This is a genomic window from Rhizobium sp. 42MFCr.1 (genome assembly GCF_000377185.1).
GTDB classification, from domain to species: domain Bacteria; phylum Pseudomonadota; class Alphaproteobacteria; order Rhizobiales; family Rhizobiaceae; genus Rhizobium; species Rhizobium altiplani.
This window is the reverse complement of sequence record NZ_KB897860.1, coordinates 26,431-46,446: the sequence shown is the minus strand read 5'-3', so window position 1 is coordinate 46,446 and position 20,016 is coordinate 26,431. Positions and strand designations below refer to the sequence as shown.

The window sequence follows — 20,016 nt, the reverse complement described above, 5'->3', positions numbered from 1 at the left end:
GGTTCTGCTTTTTTACGAACGAAAGTTCAGGCCCGCTAGGACCAACCGCTCTGCGCATCGTCACTGCGGTGTTGCAATCACCTCAATGGCAAACGAGGCCGGTGCATCATAACCGATGCACCGGCCTCGCAATGTATAAGACCCCGCAGTCGCGGATGCGGTGTGAATTGAAGCATTGAAGGCTTCGCGGGGGATTCCGCAATGTACCAAAAACCGACAAAGCCGCCTTTGGTTCCGCCTTCCGGAACAATCCCCTCCTCCATCCGTTCGCTGACCACACCAACTCGGAGGAAAATCCTATGACCACTCCCTACAACGATGGCGCTCCCAGCTTTTCGGGCGGCCGCGCCAAGAGCACGCTGACTGCTTTCTTCGACCGCCGCGGCGACGCCGAAAAGGCCATAGACAACTTGAAGGAAGCTGGCATTCTTGAAGTCCTATTGATGCCCGGCTACGAAGCCGACGGTGAAGGGTCGCCAGCAGCAGCCGAAAGCGCCGGCTTCTGGTCGAAGCTCGAAGATTGGCTGTTCCCGGACGATGACCGCGCGGTCTATGCCGAAGGTCTGCGCCGCGGCGGTTTCCTGGTTTCCGCAGGCGTTGACGACGCGACCTACAACACTGCTCATGCGATCCTCGACGACGAAGGCGCCATCGACATGGACGAGCGTGCCGACCTCTGGCGGACGGACGGCTGGACCGCTACCCGTGACCAGCAGGCGACCGCGTCGCGAGACGACGTCTTCCAGGCGGACGCGGCTGCCGGGGCTGCAACCGGTGTCGGCCGGTATTCGAGAAGCGCGGAGACAGTTTCTCCTCGCGTTCGCGCATACGAACTGACGGAGGACCTCCCCGACGATATCGTCGACGACGTCCTTCCGACGGGTCATCAGCGCAACGTTTCCGACGGCGACCGACCGGTGGACGGGATGACTCAGAGCCAGTCGATCGACGACCTCCGCCAAAGGCAAAGCCTGCCCGGTAGCCGGTGAGTCCCCGCACGCCAATAACCCGGATGGCAAGTCGGCCTTCCGGGGTTATTCGCATTCGGCATTCAATGGCAGGATCGGCAGGCTGCCCTCTGTCCACGCGGCTTTGCCACTAGTGCACGCATCCTGTAACGAACTTCGGCCAAGGCGAACGGCGATGTCCGGCTAGCAGCATCCATAGCTGAGCTCCAAGGCGGAGGGGAAGGACGGCCGCCATTTCAGAGAGGGCAGTCGCACGTCTTCGATCGCCGCGTCAGCGGAACCAAAGCCGTACGAGATTTCGCAGGCGGACGCCTTGTGATCGAGAAGAACAGCATATTGCCATGGCCAGCCTCAGTAGCCGCCAACGATCGGCAGAATTTCACCCGTGATGTAGCTCGACATTTGGGCCGACGCGAGGAAGACGTATGCAGGTGCGATCTCTTCGGGTTGGGCTGCACGCTTCATCGCCGTCTGGCTACCAAACCTCGCGACGTCTTCGGCCCGCTTGTCGGATGGATTAAGAGGCGTCCAGACCGGCCCCGGCGCGACGGCGTTCACGCGAATCCCTTTCGCAACGAGCTGGCTCGACAGCGCCTTGGTAAAGGCGTGGATGCCGCCCTTGGTCATCGAGTAGTCGAGCAGTTCCTTCGAGCCTTCCAACCCGGTGACCGATCCAGTGTTGATGATCGCCGACCCGTTCGTAAGATGAGGGATGGCCGCCTTCGCCATGTAGAAATAACCGTAGAGGTTGGTCTTCAGAGTCTCGTCGAAGTGCTCGTCGGTCAGGTCTTCGATGTCGGCTGTGTGGACCTGGAAAGCAGCATTGTTGACGAGGATGTCGAGCCGCGAAAACTCCTTCGCAGCCTTCGCTACGGCGTCGCGGCAGAACTTCGGGTCTTTGACATCGCCCTTGATGACGAGGCATTGGCGGCCCTCCTTTTCGATAGCCGCCTTCGTGTCAGCCGCATCTCGGTCCTCGTCGAGATGGACGATGGCGACGTCTGCCCCTTCGCGTGCGAACAGGATCGCCACCGAGCGGCCGATGCCGGAATCACCGCCAGTGATCAAGGCTGCCTTGTTTTTAAGCTTTCCCGAACCCTGATAAGGGAGCGTCGTACATCGGTGCGAGACGAAGATCGGCCTCAGAGCCAGGCTTGTCCTGATGAACTTTCGGGAATGGCGGTTCGGGATAGGTCCGAGCGCCTGCCTGCATAGCGCCGGCCGGCTTCGATTTCGTCTTCTCATCGGCCTTCTCGACCTGCTGCTGGATATCGCGCTGCTTCGCGACGGTGGCTTTCGATGACATCTCGCTCTCCTGTCGATCGTCAAAAGACAACGCCGACGACGGCAAAAGGTCCCGCGAAGGGGAGTAAAAACAACATCCCTTTTAGAACCAAGTCGCTCGTCGCACCGGACGAAGTTGCGAATTCGATTTCGTAAGGATCGAAATGACCGTCCTTTGTCATTACCAAGCGTTTGGGTGCAACGCGCGCTCGCAGGCCTTCAGAGCCAGGTTCGGTCGCCGCGATTGATCGTGTTCCGCCACGATCATGAGAAGCGGCGTCGGGCTGTCGACCAGCCACTTCGCCCGTCGACACCATCTGCGGTAGCCATACAGCTTATAAACAATTGATTTTATTATTTTTATCAATTGGCCAAGAACCCTGCGAAAGCCCCGAAACGTCGCCGCCATTCGATTCTTGCTCGAACGGCCCGTTGAACATCAGATTGGGCGTCAAGCGGAAAACCCGTGAGGCCAAACAAGCTCCGGCTGAGGGGTGATCCGTCGATCCGAGCCCCCTTCACTCGCGGTCGTGTCGCGGCAAAGCCCGAATATCCTGCACCCAGGGAAGTTCTGATGAATACCAGTATTGCGACCGTGGTTTGAGGTCCTGCCGCTGGTTTATGGTTCCGAGCCGGATACCTACCTGATAGGCATCGTGCAGCTCGCCGGTCGTGTAGATCGGTGACCCGCAGTTAGAACAGAAATACTGCATCCGTCGACGACCATTGTCGGCGGTCTTTACGTAAAGCTTTGGCTCGCCGGACGTGATATGGAACCTCTCGCGGGGCGCGCTCACCGTCACACGATATGCGGTGCCCGTTAGTCTTTGACAGTCCGTGCAGTGGCAGATCGACACTTCGCCGGGTTCGATGTCTGCCTCATATGTGACTTGCCCGCACTGACACTCGCCGTCGATGTGCATACCTGTCCTCCTTCCGCAGCGATCCCTCGGACATAGCGGTTGAAAGTCATAAGTTGACACCCCCCGCTTCGGCGTCAGTTGGGCGGGGGTACCGGATTGAAGCGCCTCCTGTGGCCCAGTCTACTCCGCTGGTGATGCCCCTTCGGAAACCCTCTGCTTTCGTCGGTCGCGGATTTTGCGTTCCGTCTTGCGTCCCTGAGTTCGTCCAGGTGCCACCAGCCGCGGACCTTTTCGTAGGCACAGGGCGGGCTCCGAGCTGGCCAGGCATGAACCACTTTGATGGCCGACCTGCCCAGACGTGTTCCTCGTCGAAGTGAATGAGATCGTCTTTCTCGGCCGGGTTTGACTGTCACTTGTCTGCTCATCGCTCATGAAATGGAAACCGCCCTGCTGATCTGCGGTTTCCATTCTCGGGCGAAAGTCTTCCGGAAAAAGCGAGCGCCTTCTGCGCTACGGTGCTCGAGATCGTGTGCCCGACGGCCGGTTCGATATCGAGTTCGACCTTGAAGCCTTCCGTCCTGAGCTGAGCGGCTGCTAGCGAAGAAGCCATTCGGAGGGGATGGTCCGGTCGTCCTTGCCGTGCACAAGGAGCATAGACGTGTCCTTGCTCGTACCGGCGACGGCCGTGAGGCAGAAGCCCTACGAAAAAAGACAAGAGTGCGCCGACCTTCGAGCGTCGAACAGCAAGCCCAACGCCCATCCCATCGGCCTCGGCTGTATAAAACGCTGAAAAGAAATTTTCCGATGTCTGAGCGCCGAAGCCGACATCAACGTCACTTACAGCCGGACGCACCTGGTCTTCCCGATATAGGTTAGTCGTGAGTAGTTCATGGTGTTTGCCATTTGGTTCAAAGCCGAACGAGTTCGTTGACACGAGCTTCACGGCCGTACCGAAATCATCAAGCGCGGTGCCGGCTATCTGGAGGCTTTTGCAAATCTATGCCGGCTTTGGGAGGCGATGCGAGCCCGTTAGGAAAACAGGCAACCGTCGGCGATCGGACGGGGTATTCCGACGGCCCATTACGGATTGAAGGGCTTCGCCTTTGCCGGCGCAGTCATCAACAATTCCGAAAGCAACAGCCTCTGGCGGCGCCGATCGCGACATAGCCCCGAAATACCCGTGGGATACCCCATGCGGTTGCTTGACAGCATTTTCCCCTGGCGCTGGAGTGTTCTTGTTCTTAGCATCGCTCCAGGCGGGGCTGCGCTAGCAGAGACGAACACCGCCGTTGCGAGCAACCATCTAGAAAAAACAAGCACTTTGTTTCTAGGTGAGGAACTTAATCTAGTCAGTGACGTTTAACCGTGTCGCATTTCTAGCACCGGTGTACACTTTCATGAACGTTGATGTTGATCTCGTATTGGTTGTCGAGGACGAAGTTCTCATACGAATGAGCCTGGTTGAAGACCTAGAGGACGCTGGGTTGATAGTTCTTGAGGCGGGATCGGCCGATGAGGCGCTCAAGCTGCTCGACGAAAACCCTCACGTCGGGACCCTGTTCACCGACGTCAATATGCCCGGTGCAATCAGCGGGCTGGATCTGGCACGTCTGGTCAGCCAATCACGGCCCGATATTTCGATTGTCATAAGCTCGGGCTACCTAAGAATGCCCAAAGACGAATTGCCGGGCAATGTGAGCTTCATCTCCAAGCCTTACGACATTGAGCGTGTTGTTAAACAAATCCGGGGGCTTGCGCGCCTCTAAAAGGCCACCGATTGCTTTGCACCCACCCTTAGTTCATAAAAATCAAACAACTTAGCAGCCGACGACGATATTGAGCACGACCATTGTGCTACGATCCAGGCTCAGAGATCTACGGACAATCCATGGCACTCGTGAAGACAACGCAACTGGGTTTGAAGGCTGCCATCCCACAGACGGCCAACGAAAGGCCTGCTGCAACGGCGGCGGTCTCAAGCGCTTCTCGCAGGTCCCAAGATCGCACTCGCGTTCGACATCAGAAGGCAGCCGAGCGCATTGGTGCTGCGACCGAGGAACTGGCCGCAGGAGTTGGACAAGCCGCCGCAGCCGCCGAGCAACTGCGCCGCGCGCTTGAGCAGATCGCCAGCGGAGCCGAAGAGGCAGCGGGCGCTGCGCACGAGTCACTGTTGGCCACGACCCATCTTTCGTCCAGATTCTCCGCGGCTCGTACCGAGGCCGAAACGGCCCGCAAGCGGACTGAGGATCTCCAGAGCTCGGTTCTTGAATTTGCGGCGCAGATCGATTCCTCAATCGCCGCAATCGGTACCAATGCGTCTCGGCAGGTCGCCTCCGTCGATATCATTGACAGGCTTCAAACTCAGGCGGAGACCATCGGCGCCACGACCGTCGCGGTTGCCGACATCTCGGATCGAACCAACCTTCTGGCGCTCAACGCGGCGATTGAAGCCGCCCGGGCTGGCGATGAGGGCCGTGGCTTCGCTGTCGTAGCCGACGAAGTGCGGTCGCTTGCCGAAATCGCCGAGCGGAGCTCGCGCGAGGTCAGCCAGCATGCCGAGACCATTGTGGATGGTGTTCGACGGGTCTCCGACAGCATCAAGTCGGCAGCCGCCAAAGCGGCCGAGCAGACGGCCTCGGGCCGAACTATTTCGCAGGGATTGCATTCCATCCGCTCTGGCCTGACTGCTCTTTCCCAAAGTAGCCAGGTGATCCTGATCGCCGCAGTCGAAGCTGAGGTCGCGACGCGCGAGGCGCAGAAAGGCTCAGAAACCGTGGCAGCCGCGGCGGAGGAACAGTCAGCCGCTGCAACGGAGGCCCAGCGCGCCGTCCAGCAACAAAGTGCAGCTCTCGACGAAAGCCAACAGACGGCGCAATCGCTTGCAACGCTTGCTGACGATCTTGTGAATGAAAACGGCCGATCCGCGCGAACCGAGGAGCTGAGTTCCGCGGCGGAGGAATTGTCCACGACGGTGCAGGAACTATCAGGTGCGGCCGGCGAGATCCTCATTGCGATCGAGCAGATCAGCCGAGGTGCGGAATCCCAGGCGAGTGCAACGCAGCAGGCCGATGCGGCCATGGCACAAATTGAGAAAAGCGCTCTCCAGATACAGGAAAGTGCCGACATGGCAAGCAAACGCGCCGACGAAATCAAGGCACTTCTTGCGAAAAACAAAGACAATCTCAGCGGCATCGCGGCCGGCATTTCCGATGCGCTCGTTGAGACGCGAAACGCGTTGACGGAATTGAATGCGCTTGGAGAGATCGGTTTCCAGATCGAGCGAACGGTCGACCGGATCGTTCTCGTCGCCGTACAAACGAGCATGCTGGCCGTCAGTGGATCAGTTGAAGCTGCTAGAGCAGGCGATGCAGGCCGTGGCTTTGCGATCGTCTCGACGGACATCCGAAAGCTCTCACAGGATGCAGCCGAGAATATTGATGGCGTCAAGGAAACGGTGCGGCAAATCCAGATTCAGATCGGGTCCGTGCAGAGGGAATTGGAGACGATCGCTGTCGCGTCAGAGGCAGAAATTGCCAAGAGCAAAACGATCGTCGAACGGCTGAGCGCGGCGGAGGCCGACGTGGAAGCCATGGTCCGAGGGAACGCTTCGATCCTGGATGCCTCGCAGGAAATCCTTGTTGCCGCAAAGCAGGTACAGGCTGGAACGCAGCAAATCGCCGCGGTTGCACAGGAGGCAAGCGTGGCCTCGGAGCAGGCGGCGACCGCGGCCCGGCAACAATCGCGCGGCGCAGAGGATCTGGCTGCGGCTGTTGAGGAAATTGCGTCGTTGGCTGACGAACTCCAACTATCCGGCGGCTAGGCCCATGACAGCGTCAATCCCCATGGCAGATGTTGACCGGCAACGGCTCTTGTTTCGGGTTGGAGAGCAGAGGCACGAGATTGACGCGAGTCAGGTGTTGGAGGTCATTAGGGTGCCCCACATTACGCGCGTTCCCAATGGGCCAGAAGCGCTTGCTGGCATCGCCAATCTCCGTGGCAAGCCAATCCCGATCCTAGCGATGACTAAGGTTTTGCACGGTAGTGCGACTGCCGCACAAAACGACGGGAAAGTCATCGTCTACGATCATGGGGGAGCCCTTGGTCTTCTGGTTGACGACGTGCTGCGTTTGTCGACTGACACAGTGTCGGCCCCACTCCATGGCTTGCCGGCCCTGCTGGACGCCGCGTTCAAGCAGACGAGGCTAGCAAAGGTCGAGCGCGAACATGCCAGCGGCAGCCTTGGCGGGACTCAAGCAGAGGAAACCTCAAAACTCATCGCATTGCTCTCCTTCCGCGTCGCGGGACAGCTTTACGGCTTGCCCCTCGATGATATCCGCGAAGTCTCGGGGCTTCGCGAGGAAATTTCCGTCTTTGGAAATGCACCAGACTCGATCATAGGTATCATTCCTTTGCGAGGCGGCGTCCTGCCTCTCGTTTCGCTCGCATCGTTGCTCGGGCTCGATAGCAACCAGGAAGGATCGACAGCGTCGTTTATTGTTGTGGTGGAGCACGAGGGTCAACTGGTGGGACTTGTGGTCAATGATCTCGACGTTATTCGCCGTCTCCCCGATCACGCCATAGATGCGATTCCTGCGGTGCTTCAGAAGGGGCGAGGCGACGCACAGATCGAGGCTATCGGCAGGATTGCCGAGGGTGGACAGCTTATCTCCATTCTATCGCCAGAAAAACTGTTCGGCCACAAGGACGTCACTCAGGCAATCGCCAGGAACCAAGGAGCGAAGCCGATGGAGGCGACAGGAACAAGCAGCGAGGCACTTGAGCAATTTCTGATCTTCCAGCTCGGCGATGAAACCTATGGCCTTCCGGTCAGATCGGTCGACGAAGTCGTCCGAGTTCCAAGCGACATCACGCGCGTTCCCGGCGCTCCAGGTTTTGTAGTGGGCGTGATCAATCTTCGCGGCAAAGCTGTACCCCTTATCGACCAGCGCGCGCGTTTCGACACGCCTTCGACGCAGCAATCGGCCAAGACCCGCGCCATTGTTTTGACGCTTGGCCAACTGCAGGCAGGGTTTGTCATCGACGGTGTATCTGAGGTTAAGGCAATTACGTCGTCCGCCCTATCAGAGGCACCAAAATTTTCCTCTGAACAAACAGATGTTTTTGACCGAGTTGCCCATATCGAGGCGGACGGCCGAATGATACTGCTGATCGATCCCCAGGAGCTTCTGTCACGGGCCGAACGAGATGTGGTGGCTTCGATTGCGAACGATGTGACCGCGGCGGTGGGGCCGTGATCCGCCTGCTCATCGTCGAGGATTCCGCTTTAATGCGAAAGCTACTGGGGCAGATTTTTACTGACGAGGGTGATTTCGAGATCGAGTTTGCACGGGACGGCGCCGAAGCCTTAAAGGTCATTTCGAGCTTCCGGCCGGACGTTGTAACCCTCGATATCCATATGCCTCTTGTGGACGGACTGGCTTGTCTGGACCGCATCATGCTGGATCACCCTTGCCCGGTCGTCATGGTGTCCTCGCTCACCGAAGAAGGCGCTGAGGAGACCTTGGCCGCTCTCGAGATTGGAGCGGTCGACTTCATCGCCAAGCCCGGTGGCGCAATCTCGCTTGGGATCGAAGACCTTGCCCCGCGCCTGGTCGAGAAGGTTCGTATGGCCGCAACGGTTCGCATTCGCCGCAGCCGACGTCTGGCCGAGCGTGTGCGCATGGCGCATATGGCGCCACAACCATGGCCCTCCCGGCCGTTCAGTCGGCGAGACGCAGCCGATAGATTGTTTCGCGACCCTGGCAAACCCGGTCTTGTCCTCATCGGGGCATCAACAGGCGGTCCGCCGGCGCTGGACGCAGTCCTCGCCAAGCTCCCGGCAGACTTTCGCTTTCCGGTCGTGGTGGCGCAGCACATGCCAGCCTCCTTCACCGGCCCCCTCTCCCGGCGCCTGAACAAGATTTGTGCGCTCAACGTCAGCGAGGTAAAGCAACAGATCAAGCTCGAACCGGGGAATGTCTATATCGCCAAGGGAGATGCCGATATCGTAATATCGTCCCGTGCCGGGGCGCTGGTCGCAATGGCCGCCCCCAGCGACCCGGCCTACCGGTGGCATCCAAGCGTTGAGCGAATGGTGCGCTCAGCTATGAAGCATGTGCCGGCAGCCGATCTCGTCGGCGTACTGATGACTGGGATGGGAAGTGACGGGGCGGCTGCGATGGCAGATCTTCACGCCAGCGGCGGTTATACGATTGCCGAATCCGAAGACACTGCCGTCGTGTGGGGCATGCCGGGCGAGTTGGTGCGCCTTCAGGGCGCAAGCGAGACCACGAGGGTAGACGACATCGGAACCTCCCTGCTGGATCGGGTTAGCTGATGGCGACTACTCCCGCCGAGCCGAGCGATGACCGCGCAACTCCGCTTTCCGCCGCCGATCTCGAGGAGATATGCGCCATAATATACAAGCGAAGCGGTATGGTTTTCGGCGAGACGAAACGCTACTACATCGAGCGCCGGGTGGCGGATCTAATCGCGCAACGACAATCCGCGTCTGCCAGGAACTATATTGGCGTCCTGCGCGGAGACCCACGCGAGACTGAGTTGCTCATCAACAGCTTCACGGTCAACGAGACGTATTTTTACCGCGAGCAGCACCAGTTGGCATGCTTGAGCAACTCGATCCTGCCGGAAGTTATCCGCTCAAAGGGACCTGGCGACCGAATTCGCATCTGGTCGATGCCCTGCTCCAGCGGCGAGGAGCCGTATTCGATTGCCATCTGGCTATTGGAGAACTGGCCTCTGGTCGACGCCTATAATGTCGAGATCATTGGATCGGATATCGATACCGACGTCCTGAAGCAGGCCGTCGAAGGATATTACGGGCCGCGGTCGTTGTCGAAGATTCCCAAGGATATCCTTGATCGGTATTTCGACCCGGAGAAAGATCAGCAACGCCGACTGATCAGCGATTTAAGGGAGTCTGTGACGTTTGCGAAAGGCAACATCATCGATCGGCAAAGCTTGGCCGCAATTGGGCGTTTCGATGTGATCTTCTGCCGAAACCTTTTGATCTATTTCGATGAGGCAGCGCGCGAGATCGCAGCTCGTAATATTCACGAGCTCCTCTATCCCGGCGGCTTTATCTGCCTGGGGCATACCGAGTCCATGTCGCGGATTTCGGAGACCTTCGAACCCGTCCGGTTTCCCGACGCCATCGTCTACCGGGAGACGAGGGAAAAATGAATGGATGAATTGATCGTTCAGTTTGCCACCGAGGCGCGAGAGTTGGTCCAGCAGGCCACCGAGGATCTGCTGTCGCTGGAGTCAAATCCACAGAAACGGGATAGCCTTGAGAGTGCTTTCCGGTCGATTCATACGTTGAAAGGCTCTGTTGGTCTCTTCGATTTTGGCTCGATGCTCGCCGTCTTGCATCAGGCTGAAGATCTGTTGAGCCAGGCGCGGGCCGATAAGATCGTCGTTAATGGCACACTGATTGATTGTCTTCTCGCTGTGGTTCAGTGGGTTGAAGACAGTCTCCCCGGCATATCTCAGACGGGGCGGTTGTCGGAGGCGCAAGAAAAACAGGCTCCGCGGCTGATCGGAATCCTTAGCGGCGAAATGACCGATCAAGTCGACGATGTGATAGGACCTGGACCTGAGCAAATACCAGGCTGGGCTTTGTCTTTGCGTGAGCAAGCTCCCGCCTCAGAATCCGAGGGAAGCCTAATAGCCATTCGCTATGAACCGCATCCCGAATGCTTCTTCAACGGCGACGATCCGCTGGCGACCCTGACGAAGGTCCCAGACCTCCGGCATCTGAACATCGTCCTGAAAGAGCCCCAAACCTCCCCGCAAAACTACGACCCGTTCAGATGTCATCTTTTGATTGAGGCTTTGTCCGGGGGGGCTCTGGCTGAGGCCGAAGCGGTGTTCCGGCTCATCCCCGACCAGGTCGAGCTTCTCGCTCTGCCCGCAGAAGACGCGAAGCTTCCTGCCGTTCCATCGGGGACGCCGTCCGATCACTCCGTTGAACGCCGATCGACAACCATGCGGGTAGATTCCGCGCGTATCGACAAGCTGGTCGAGATAGCTGGTGAGTTGATTGTTGCCAAAAACGGGCTTGTGCCGCTAGCAGGCGAAGCGCAAGAGCTTGGCAATCGTCGGTTGGCGAGGCGCATATTGTCGAGCCACCACGAGATCGAGCTGCTTGTCGCCTCCCTCTACGGCGCCGTTACCCAAGCGCGCATGATCCCGCTCGAACACGTATTCCGCCGCTTTCCCCGACTGGTACGAGAAACCTCGACAAGACTTGGCAAGGCACTCGATCTGATCATCGAAGGTGAGACAGTCGAAGCGGATCGTGAAATCGTCGAGAACCTCTTCGAACCGCTGCTGCACCTTGTTCGAAATAGCCTCGACCACGGAATCGAGCCTGAGGCCGAGCGATTGCAGCTTTCCAAGCCGGCCAGAGGGCGCCTCCGCCTGACTGCCCGGCAACGCGGTGACCAGATCGAAATCGAAGTGGCCGATGATGGTCGCGGCATCGACCCGCAGCGTGTCCGCGCGACTGCAATCGACCTGGGTGTCATATCGGAAATTCAGGCAACCGCTTCGTCTGATGAGGCCGTCCTTCAATTGGTTTTTGCGCCTGGCTTGTCTACAGCGTCGTCGATCTCCGACCTGTCGGGGCGCGGGGTCGGCCTTGATGCCGTACAGAGTTCCATCAAGAAGCTCGGCGGGTCGGTGGAACTAAGCAGCGCGGTCGGATCGGGAACATCGTTCAGTCTGAAACTGCCGATCAGTTTCTCGATGACCCAGCTCATGATCGTAGAGGTGGGTGGCGAGCGCTATGGAATCCCGCTGTCGGATGTCGTGGAGACACATAGATTGCCGGCCAGCGCCGTTCAGTGTGTAAGAGCGGGCCAGGCGTTCGTCCTGCGCAATCAAACCGTCCCGTTGCTTCATCTGCGCGAACTACTCCAGCTGCCTTCCGCTGGATCTCCCTCCGGCGATCTTAAGGTCCTTATCATGCGAACGGCAGGAGGCAAGATCGGCATTGCGGTCGAGAAAATCGCGGAACGCTCTGAAACTCTGACGCGGCCCCTGTCCGGTCTGTTGCAGAGCGTCGCCGGGATTGCTGGTACCACACTATTGGGCGACGGCCGGGTTTTACTTGTCCTCGACATGGAGGATCTTGTGCGATGACAGTCACTCTTGACGGCGACGTTATTGCGCTTTCCGGACCGTGTGGTGTCGAGGAGGTCGAAACGCTAGTGAATTACCTTGAGAACCACCCATCTGCCCCTGTTGATGTTGGTGAGGCCACGTCGATCCACACCGCGCTCTGGCAGGCATTGCTGGTTTTCAGGCCGAAAATCAGCGGATCACCCGGCTCGACGGCACTCGGACAGGTTCTCTTGGGAATAGAAGCCTATCTACGGAACGACAAAGAAGACGCCTGATTTGCTAGGGCATAAAACGACAAATAGTGGTAGTACGAGTACACGGTAGAACGGCTACCTGACGACAGGATTGTAGAATGACAGTGAAAGTTTTGGTGGTAGACGACAGTAAACTGGCGCGCATCGTCGCAGGCAAGGCAATAGCTGCTTTGCAGCCAGACTGGACGCGCGTTGAGGCGGCGAGCGCTGCGGACGCCCTTGGGATCGTCAGGTCCGAGCAGATCGACGTCGCCATTCTCGATTTCAACATGCCTGACAAGGACGGCCTCGAACTGGCGTCCGAGCTACGCGCCAGCCATCCCAGCATGCCGATCGCCGTGATTACGGCGAACGTCCAGGATGAGATTGTCGCCAGGGTGCGCGCGCTCAATGCGACGTTTGTTGCAAAGCCGGTAACCCAGGATGCGTTGAGTGGCTTCATTTCTGGGGCCGCGCTCCGGCTCAAGAAAGCGGCAACATGAGTGATCAAGCCTTAGGCCTAGAGGAGCTCGAACGCGACGCCCTGACGGAACTCGTCAATATCGGGGTGAGCCGCGCTGCTGCCAGCCTTAGAAAGATGGTGCACAAGCAGGTTATTCTGTCTGTTCCTTCCGTTGAGATCGTGACCCGGAAGTCTGCCGCGTCCTTGATCGGCCAGCGTGAGAGCGAGAAACTCATCGCTGTCCAACAGCAGTTCGAAGGCCCGTTCTCAGGGCGGGCACTTCTGATTTTTCCCGAAAGCGACGGGTTATCGCTCGTTCGCGCGATCGTCGGCGATGACTTGGGAGAAACCGAACTTGCCGCGATAGAAGAAGAAGCCCTTGCCGAAACAGGCAATGTCATCCTGAATGGCTGTCTGGGGTCCATGGCAAACATGCTGCAGCACACGCTGAAAATGTCGCTTCCCCATGTTCGCCGCGGCGATAGCAATCTTTTGTTCGAGATCCTGCCAGGCTCGAATGAGGAGGGCTTTGTTCTCTTCCTCTACATCAACTTCTCGGTAAAGGAGCACGATATTCGCGGCTATATTGCCATGATTATGGATTTGCCATCGATGGAGAGACTCAAGCAGCACATCGCGGACTTTATCGACCGCGTCATGATGGAAAGCCCGTAGCGTGAACTCTACAACTGGCCGCATCCATGATTGAAGATGCCAAATCGTCTACAGAAATGCCGACCGCACTTGATGCGGCTCAGCGCCGGTTGGAATTGACCCTCGATGCCGCCGGCGCGACCTGCGGATGGGAATGGGATATCCCGGCGCGTCGACTTGTCGCTGACGCGAAATTTGCTGCGATAACCCATCAAGACCCCGTCGCCCTCGCAGATGGTGTATCGACGGACAGATTCTATGTGTCCATTCATCCCGACGATCTGAAGAGGGTGAAGTTGGCCGTGGCCGGCATTCTCGCCGGATCAGAGGTTTTCTCTAAAGAGTATCGACTGCTGCGCAATGACGGCGGCTATCGCTGGGTGCACGCCCGAGGCCGGACTATTTTCAGCGAGAACGACGAGCCCATGAAATTTGTCGGCGTTCTCGTTGACATCACCGAGCAGAAACGCACCAGCGAGCAGTTGCGCATTGCCCAGTCGGCAGGCGGCATAGGCACGTTCGAACACCTTGTCGGCTTCGGCACCATTACCGTTTCGGAACAATTCTGTCGGCTTTTCGGCCTTCACCCGACGAAAGTCCTTCCGATCCGGACGCTCAATGATCTCATCCACCCTGACGACGACCCACTGATTGATCTGAGCGGTCCAAATGGCTTTCAGAACGAACAGGACATCGAGTTTCGTGTCAGGCGTGCCGCCGATGGCCAGGAGCGCTGGCTGGCGCGTCGGGGAGAATACGTGGATGATCTGGAATCGAACGCCCGACGCTATGTCGGCGTAGTCTTTGACATTACAGAAACAAAACAGACCCAAGAGAGCCTGAGAGAGGCGAACCAGAAGCTGTCCGAAATCGCTCGCGACAGCGTACGTGATCGCAATCGCGTGTGGAAGAATTCGCGCGACCTTCTCGTCGTGATCGGTTTGGATGGCGTGTTCCGCGACGTCAGCCCCTCTTGGCAGCAAATCCTCGGACACCAGGTCGAAGAAGTCGTAGGGCAGAAGGTCCTCGACTTCGTGGCAGTGGATCAAAGGGAGGCTATTCAACCCGAACTGAAGAAGGCGATCGAAAACCTCTATGCCGAACTGGACGCAACCCTTATCCACGCGGATGGTTCTGAACGCATCGTGTCCTGGATGACCTCCCGTGAAGACGACCTCGTCTACGCCTATGGGCGCGATATAACGGTTGAGAAACAGCAAAAGGCGATCCTGGAGCAAACCGAAGACCAACTTCGGCAAGCGCAAAAAATGGAGGCGGTCGGTCAGCTCACCGGCGGGATAGCACACGATTTCAACAACATGCTAACGGGGGTCATTGGCGCCCTGTCACTTCTCAAGCGTCGGATCGCGGCCGGTCGTCTGGATGAACTGGACAAGTTCATTGATGCCGCAACGTCTTCTGCACACCGCGCCGCTGCCTTGACCCACCGGCTTCTTGCGTTTTCCCGGCGACAGTCCCTCGACCGCCACTCCATCGATCTCCCACAGCTCGTTCACTCGATGGAGGAGCTATTTCGCCGAACCCTGGGAGAACAGGTCGAGATCGAGATCATGACCGGCCCCGATACCTGGAAAGCAGTGACTGATGCAAACCAGCTTGAGAGTGCTGTTCTCAATCTAGTGATCAACGCACGCGACGCTATGCCGAACGGCGGAAAACTCACTATCGAGACGACCAACGTGACACTTTCGCAGGCTGATCTCGCTAAAGGTGAGACGCTCAGGCCCGGCAGCTATGTGGTTCTGGCGGTCAGCGATACGGGCACGGGAATGTCACAAGCGACAATCGATAAGGCCTTCGATCCCTTCTTTACGACCAAGCCGATTGGCCAGGGAACCGGACTCGGACTTTCGATGATCTATGGCTTCGCGCAACAATCAGGTGGTCACGCCCGAATTTACAGCCAACTCGACATCGGGACGACGATAAAACTCTACCTGCCACGCAGCACTGAAGGAGAACCTGCGGTCGATCAAGCGGGCGAGGAAGACTCTATCGCACCACGCGGAGAAGGCGAAACAGTCCTTGTCGTCGAGGACGACGATGCGGTCCGCCTGCTCGTTGTCGATGTTCTCAACGACCTGGGCTATCGCGTTCTGGAGGCGATCGATGGAACCCAGGCGCTACCGTACCTGGAGGGCAACGGACGAATCGATCTGCTGATTTCAGACGTCGGCTTGCCAGGTCTTAATGGGCGCCAACTTGCCGAAATCGCCCTAGCCGCGCGGCCCACGTTGAGCGTCCTGTTCATCACGGGCTATGCTGCAACGGCCGCGTCTCGCGCAGACTTCCTGGCGCCTGGCATGGAGATGATAACGAAACCGTTCGCCCTTGATGATCTTGCCCAAAAAGTGAAAGAAATACTGACGAAGTGATTTTCGTACGCTTGAAGGCGTCTCCTACTAACGCGCGGAACATTTGCGCCGCTTCTACAGTGCGGATGTGCCGAGGTTACGACGGACGGCGGATTGATCGGTGCTATGGCGCTGTCTAAGTCGATCGTCAGTTCAGACGATGGTCATTCAACCCACTTTGATGGGTTGAATAATTTCTAAAAATGCATTATTTGAACCATTTAAAGGGTCAATTAATGCGCCTAACGCTCCAAACCCATTTTGATGACGAGTGGCATCACGCCGCGACGCTAGAACTCAAGGACGACGCGGCCGGCTTCCAGGGCGCGTCGATCGTCGATTACGATCTCGATTATTTCGTCACGATGGCGTCGGCGGAATTCGCGACCGGCAAAACGGTCCGCGACCATCGTGCCTTGTCAGTCCGTTATCCCGTTGACCTCCAAAATCGATACAGCCGCAGCTGGCCCCCCTTCCTCTTGGATCTTATGCCCCAGGGGCACGCAAGGCGAAAGCTTGCCGATCACCTCGGCCTTGCTGAGGGTTCGCGCGCTTCCGATCTGCCGCTCCTTCTGCGATCGGCAACGGGCGGCATAGGCAATATCCGCATCAAAGAAGCCGCGGACACCGAAGCGGAAAGGATGCGCGGTGTTGAGCGCCAAGGAGTGACAGAAGCGGAAATCCTTGAACGGTCGGATCGTTTCATGGAAGTCGCCGACCGCTTTGGAATGCTCGCCTCCGGTTCGAGCGGCCTGCAAGGCGAATGGCCGAAGGTCTCGATGACCCAGGCGAATGACGGTCTCTATTATCCCGATAGCTTCGTGACCGATGATGAGGCCGTGCGCCACGTTATCGTCAAGCTAGTACGCAGCAACGACCCTGTAGACCGCCTGATTCTCGAAGGCGAAGCCCTCTATTCGCGGATCGCTCAAGAAATCGGTCTGAATGTAAGCGAACCTTCGACCTATGCCGAAGGCGTCCTGATCATTCCCCGTTTCGATCGGAAGAAAAAAGAAAGTGGCGGAACCATCCGGCTGGGCCAGGAAAGCCTCGTGTCTGCGATCGGCGTTGCCGATTTCGGCCATGTCGGCACGCATGAGGCCTACATCGACGTTCTACGCCAATATTCCGCCAATCCCTTCTCGGACATCGCCGAATACCTAAAGCGCGACATCGCCAACCTGGCGCTCGGCAATCCCGACAATCACGGCCGGAATTCCGCACTCAGTAAGCAGCAGGACAGCACCATCCGCCTGTCTCCGCTGTTTGATTTTGCGCCAATGCGACTCGCCAAGGAGGGGATTGTTCGCTCCACCCGATGGGCGTTGATGCGTGACGGAGGTCGCGACCATCTTCCCGATTGGAAGCGCATTTGTGCCGAACTGATGGCAGACCCTGCAGAGCAGAATGCGCTCGCGGCTGAGCTTTCCGCGTTTGCCGAATATCTGCGGCAAACACCGGCCATGGCGAAAGATATGGGCGCGTCTCCGGAAATTCTAGAACGTGCAATGGGACGCTGTATCGTGATAGCGGACAGCGTTCCGGCGGCGTGTCAATGATGGCGAAGGACCGCTAAATGGCTCGATGGAAGAAGCCGACGAAAGAGGAGATTCTTGAGAACCGGCGAACACTTGCGGAGCGTGCTCGAACAGGGGACCTGAGGCTGCCCGGTGCTGTGGCGGAGATCCGCAAAGGGTTCGGCATGACGCAGGAGGAATTTGCCAAGACGCTGTCGCTTACTAGGCGACAAGTTGCGGAGATCGAAGCCGGCGCCGCGAACCCAACGCTGGAAACATTGGAAAAGATTGGCCGCTTGTTCGGATTTGGCGTTGGGTTTGTTCCAAAGCAACCGGGGCCAACTTGATAATCACGCAAGCAACAGCCGACAATTCCTCTAGCGCCAAGACAGAGCGCTACGGCTCTTTGCGCAACTGAAGGCGCTCAGGTATCTGCCTTGGCCGTTTCGGAAAAACTTGATCAGCACGGCGCGCCATCCTTGGCCGTGAACTGCTCAATCGTCTCTGAAAGCGCCCGCTCGATTGCGGCTAGGCGCGCGGCAACCGTGATTGCGTCGATGGGCCTCGCCATGTTCAGCCATCGCGCAATCTGGTTCGTAGGCGAAGCCGATACCGCATGCTTATCTTGGGTGAGTTGCCCGACAATGCGACCACCCCACCAGACATTGAGAACCTCTACGTTCACCAGGGGCCAGAATATCTAACGACAATCAGGGGATGTCGACTTCAACTGAAATCACGGCGAAACATGGAACCGAAACCACCCCCTGCCGTTTCGTTATCTTCGCGAATTGGAGGCGTCGAAATGGACACTGCCCAACTTCATCGTGGCCGACTAATCGATCACATCCAATTGGTCGTAGCCAATCTTTCGGCAAGCCGCGCCTTTTATCTCCCACTGTTAGAGGTGCTCGAAATTCCAATTGGTGGTGAGGCCGATGACTGTTTCTGGGCTGACGAACTCTTCATTTCCTCCCGAGGCAGCGACGCTGCCCTCGGGGAGCTAACTGGGCGGCATCATTTGGCCTTTCAGGCAAAGGATCGTGCCACTGTCGACGCATTTCACAGCGCGGGCATCGCGAACGGCGGTACCGACAACGGTAAACCGGGCGAACGATCCTATCACCCGGGATACTACGCCGCCTTCCTGCTTGACCCAGACGGGAACAACATAGAGGCGGTGTATCACGGACCGGCCAACCGCAGCGCTCGGTCAGTCGTAGTTGACTTTTGACGACGGTGGTTGGCGGCGAGGACGAAAACGACGGGCAATGCATAGCTGGGCTGCAGTAACTGCTGTTGCCAGACTCGGATTCCGTCGATAGATGGACGACTCAAGCAAGCGGCCTGCCACGCAGTTGGTTTTTGTCGCTAGCAAACATGCGGGCGCTCCCCAATCGGGTTGAGCGCCCGTATTGTTTGTCCATGTTCAATGGCCTCATCTTCGGATATTTCCGGAAGGTCACGTACCCCCAAACTCAACCGTACATCTTGCCAAACGAGCCTTCGTGACTATTTTGCCCGTTGCAAATCAACCGAGGACTTACATTGGCTACTGGTACAGTGAAATGGTTCAACTCTGAAAAGGGCTATGGTTTCATCGCCCCCGATAATGGCTCGCCAGATGTGTTCGTGCACATCTCGGCAGTAGAGCGTTCCGGGCTCTCAGGCCTCAAGGATGGTCAGAAAGTCAGTTTCGAACCGACGCAAGATCGGCGTTCCGGTAAAACCGCGGCTGAAGATCTCCGCGCACTTTAATTGAAGGCTGCCGCGCCAGACGCGGCAGCCGAAACAGCAACAGCAAAATCCATCCGCAAGCGGCGACGTTCAACCCACACGTTTGTCAAGGCGGCGTTCAACAAGAGGCTGCTGAGGCAACCAGGGGTATGTTCACCGCTTCGCGCTCCGTCGCGACTTTACCCCGGTTTGCCATGTGCTGAACTGCTAACGCGTGGCCAAGGCTTTACCCGCAAAGCCAAAACGTGGGTTTGCCCCACAATCTTTTTTTCACCCAAAGCGCTCTTTTTTCGCAATTTCTGCATTCTTACGTTTCAAGTGGGTAGCACACGCTCGAGTGAGGCAGTCTAACCCGGCTCGGTTCGATGGACGGCGAGTGAAGCGGCCACCACCTTGCGTATGACTGACCAAAGTAGCGTTTTCAGGTATGTTACCCGAGATCCAACGATAGGATAGGATTTCAAATGACGCGTTGCAGCCATCAGAACTCCGTTCGATCCGTCAAGCCCCAGACCATGGGGTGTGAAGAATGCCTGGCAATCGGACAAGCTTGGGTCCACTTGCGACTGTGCCGTGAATGCGGACACGTTGGATGCTGCGATCAATCAATCGGCAAGCATGCTACGGCGCATTTCCGGAGCACGGGCCATCCCATCATCGAAGGCTACGATCCGCCGGAAGGCTGGGGTTGGTGCTACGTGGATGAGACAATGATTGACCTTCCTGATCACACCCCTCAGGTTGGACCGATTCCGCAGTTTTATTAGACAGGAGG

General features: G+C 57.8%; 19 protein-coding genes. 16 read left to right on the top strand and 3 right to left on the bottom strand.

Annotation, left to right across the window (positions count from 1 at the left end; all coding sequences use genetic code 11):
• The first annotated feature begins 299 nt into the window (after positions 1 to 299).
• Positions 300 to 989, top strand: a complete 690-nt coding sequence (locus C934_RS0127060) for a hypothetical protein (RefSeq protein WP_018859681.1) — start codon at positions 300 to 302, stop codon at positions 987 to 989.
• 330 nt (positions 990 to 1,319) lie between these two features.
• Here C934_RS0127060 and C934_RS32695 read toward each other — a convergent pair whose 3' ends face one another.
• From C934_RS32695 to C934_RS0127040, 3 genes are all read right to left on the bottom strand, one after another.
• Positions 1,320 to 2,105, bottom strand: a complete 786-nt coding sequence (locus tag C934_RS32695) for an SDR family oxidoreductase (RefSeq protein ID WP_245268023.1) — start codon at positions 2,103 to 2,105, stop codon at positions 1,320 to 1,322.
• Complete coding sequence (locus tag C934_RS35940) at positions 2,050 to 2,274, bottom strand: hypothetical protein (protein ID WP_245268024.1); 225 nt, start codon at positions 2,272 to 2,274, stop codon at positions 2,050 to 2,052. Before C934_RS35940 ends, C934_RS32695 begins: the two co-directional genes overlap by 56 nt.
• Before the next feature lie 496 nt (positions 2,275 to 2,770).
• The gene (locus C934_RS0127040; RefSeq protein ID WP_018859679.1) at positions 2,771 to 3,175 is read right to left on the bottom strand and encodes a GFA family protein; all 405 of its coding nucleotides are present in this window, start codon (positions 3,173 to 3,175) and stop codon (positions 2,771 to 2,773) included.
• Positions 3,176 to 4,512: 1,337 nt separating this feature from the next.
• On the opposite strand from C934_RS0127040, the gene C934_RS0127030 reads away from it, so the two are divergent.
• The 15 genes from C934_RS0127030 (at position 4,513) to C934_RS34180 (ending at position 20,008) form a co-directional block, all read left to right on the top strand.
• Positions 4,513 to 4,881 (top strand): response regulator, encoded by a 369-nt coding sequence (locus C934_RS0127030; RefSeq protein WP_037090506.1) that lies wholly within the window; start codon positions 4,513 to 4,515, stop codon positions 4,879 to 4,881.
• A 122-nt stretch (positions 4,882 to 5,003) separates the two neighbouring features.
• Positions 5,004 to 6,935, top strand: coding sequence for a methyl-accepting chemotaxis protein (locus C934_RS0127025; RefSeq protein WP_018859676.1), 1,932 nt, complete (start codon positions 5,004 to 5,006; stop codon positions 6,933 to 6,935).
• Positions 6,936 to 6,939: 4 nt separating this feature from the next.
• Positions 6,940 to 8,370, top strand: a complete 1,431-nt coding sequence (locus C934_RS0127020; RefSeq protein ID WP_018859675.1) for a chemotaxis protein CheW — start codon at positions 6,940 to 6,942, stop codon at positions 8,368 to 8,370.
• Positions 8,367 to 9,452, top strand: a complete 1,086-nt coding sequence (gene cheB, locus C934_RS0127015; RefSeq protein ID WP_018859674.1) for a chemotaxis-specific protein-glutamate methyltransferase CheB — start codon at positions 8,367 to 8,369, stop codon at positions 9,450 to 9,452. Before C934_RS0127020 ends, cheB begins: the two co-directional genes overlap by 4 nt.
• Positions 9,452 to 10,318, top strand: coding sequence for a CheR family methyltransferase (locus tag C934_RS0127010; protein WP_026372119.1), 867 nt, complete (start codon positions 9,452 to 9,454; stop codon positions 10,316 to 10,318). Before cheB ends, C934_RS0127010 begins: the two co-directional genes overlap by 1 nt.
• Positions 10,319 to 12,280 (top strand): chemotaxis protein CheA, encoded by a 1,962-nt coding sequence (locus C934_RS0127005; protein ID WP_018859672.1) that lies wholly within the window; start codon positions 10,319 to 10,321, stop codon positions 12,278 to 12,280.
• Positions 12,277 to 12,537, top strand: a complete 261-nt coding sequence (locus tag C934_RS0127000) for a hypothetical protein (RefSeq protein WP_018859671.1) — start codon at positions 12,277 to 12,279, stop codon at positions 12,535 to 12,537. Before C934_RS0127005 ends, C934_RS0127000 begins: the two co-directional genes overlap by 4 nt.
• Before the next feature lie 77 nt (positions 12,538 to 12,614).
• Entirely contained in the window at positions 12,615 to 12,998 is a 384-nt protein-coding gene (locus tag C934_RS0126995) for a response regulator transcription factor (protein WP_018859670.1), read from the top strand.
• On the top strand, positions 12,995 to 13,633 hold the full coding sequence (locus C934_RS0126990; RefSeq protein ID WP_018859669.1) for a chemotaxis protein CheC: 639 nt from the start codon (positions 12,995 to 12,997) through the stop codon (positions 13,631 to 13,633). The genes C934_RS0126995 and C934_RS0126990 overlap by 4 nt, the downstream gene beginning before the upstream one ends.
• A 26-nt stretch (positions 13,634 to 13,659) precedes the next feature.
• Positions 13,660 to 16,008 (top strand): PAS domain-containing hybrid sensor histidine kinase/response regulator, encoded by a 2,349-nt coding sequence (locus C934_RS0126985; protein WP_018859668.1) that lies wholly within the window; start codon positions 13,660 to 13,662, stop codon positions 16,006 to 16,008.
• Positions 16,009 to 16,223: 215 nt separating this feature from the next.
• Positions 16,224 to 17,546: a type II toxin-antitoxin system HipA family toxin gene (locus C934_RS0126980; protein WP_018859667.1), complete on the top strand. Its 1,323-nt coding sequence runs from the start codon at positions 16,224 to 16,226 to the stop codon at positions 17,544 to 17,546.
• Positions 17,547 to 17,563: 17 nt separating this feature from the next.
• Positions 17,564 to 17,851 carry a helix-turn-helix transcriptional regulator gene (locus tag C934_RS0126975; RefSeq protein ID WP_018859666.1) on the top strand — a complete coding sequence of 96 codons (288 nt, stop codon included), beginning with the start codon at positions 17,564 to 17,566 and terminating at the stop codon, positions 17,849 to 17,851.
• A 458-nt stretch (positions 17,852 to 18,309) separates the two neighbouring features.
• A complete protein-coding gene (locus tag C934_RS0126965) occupies positions 18,310 to 18,738 on the top strand; it encodes a VOC family protein (protein ID WP_018859664.1) in 429 nt (142 codons plus the stop codon).
• A gap of 314 nt (positions 18,739 to 19,052) precedes the next feature.
• A complete protein-coding gene (locus C934_RS0126960) occupies positions 19,053 to 19,262 on the top strand; it encodes a cold-shock protein (protein WP_018859663.1) in 210 nt (69 codons plus the stop codon).
• 443 nt (positions 19,263 to 19,705) lie between these two features.
• The gene (locus C934_RS34180; protein WP_083929918.1) at positions 19,706 to 20,008 is read left to right on the top strand and encodes a UBP-type zinc finger domain-containing protein; all 303 of its coding nucleotides are present in this window, start codon (positions 19,706 to 19,708) and stop codon (positions 20,006 to 20,008) included.
• Positions 20,009 to 20,016 lie beyond the last annotated feature (8 nt).

Excerpts from the sequence above, each read along its gene's own strand:
- C934_RS0127060 (WP_018859681.1), top strand. The coding sequence starts at position 300 with ATGACCACTCCCTACAACGATGGCGCTCCCAGCTTTTCGGGCGGCCGC.
- C934_RS35940 (WP_245268024.1), bottom strand. The coding sequence starts at position 2,274 with ATGTCATCGAAAGCCACCGTCGCGAAGCAGCGCGATATCCAGCAGCAG.
- C934_RS0127040 (WP_018859679.1), bottom strand. The coding sequence starts at position 3,175 with ATGCACATCGACGGCGAGTGTCAGTGCGGGCAAGTCACATATGAGGCA.
- C934_RS0127030 (WP_037090506.1), top strand. The coding sequence starts at position 4,513 with ATGAACGTTGATGTTGATCTCGTATTGGTTGTCGAGGACGAAGTTCTC.
- C934_RS0127025 (WP_018859676.1), top strand. The coding sequence starts at position 5,004 with ATGGCACTCGTGAAGACAACGCAACTGGGTTTGAAGGCTGCCATCCCA.
- C934_RS0127020 (WP_018859675.1), top strand. The coding sequence starts at position 6,940 with ATGACAGCGTCAATCCCCATGGCAGATGTTGACCGGCAACGGCTCTTG.
- C934_RS0127010 (WP_026372119.1), top strand. The coding sequence starts at position 9,452 with ATGGCGACTACTCCCGCCGAGCCGAGCGATGACCGCGCAACTCCGCTT.
- C934_RS0127005 (WP_018859672.1), top strand. The coding sequence starts at position 10,319 with ATGGATGAATTGATCGTTCAGTTTGCCACCGAGGCGCGAGAGTTGGTC.
- C934_RS0127000 (WP_018859671.1), top strand. The coding sequence starts at position 12,277 with ATGACAGTCACTCTTGACGGCGACGTTATTGCGCTTTCCGGACCGTGT.
- C934_RS0126995 (WP_018859670.1), top strand. The coding sequence starts at position 12,615 with ATGACAGTGAAAGTTTTGGTGGTAGACGACAGTAAACTGGCGCGCATC.
- C934_RS0126990 (WP_018859669.1), top strand. The coding sequence starts at position 12,995 with ATGAGTGATCAAGCCTTAGGCCTAGAGGAGCTCGAACGCGACGCCCTG.
- C934_RS0126985 (WP_018859668.1), top strand. The coding sequence starts at position 13,660 with ATGATTGAAGATGCCAAATCGTCTACAGAAATGCCGACCGCACTTGAT.
- C934_RS0126980 (WP_018859667.1), top strand. The coding sequence starts at position 16,224 with ATGCGCCTAACGCTCCAAACCCATTTTGATGACGAGTGGCATCACGCC.
- C934_RS0126975 (WP_018859666.1), top strand. The coding sequence starts at position 17,564 with ATGGCTCGATGGAAGAAGCCGACGAAAGAGGAGATTCTTGAGAACCGG.
- C934_RS0126965 (WP_018859664.1), top strand. The coding sequence starts at position 18,310 with ATGGACACTGCCCAACTTCATCGTGGCCGACTAATCGATCACATCCAA.
- C934_RS34180 (WP_083929918.1), top strand. The coding sequence starts at position 19,706 with ATGACGCGTTGCAGCCATCAGAACTCCGTTCGATCCGTCAAGCCCCAG.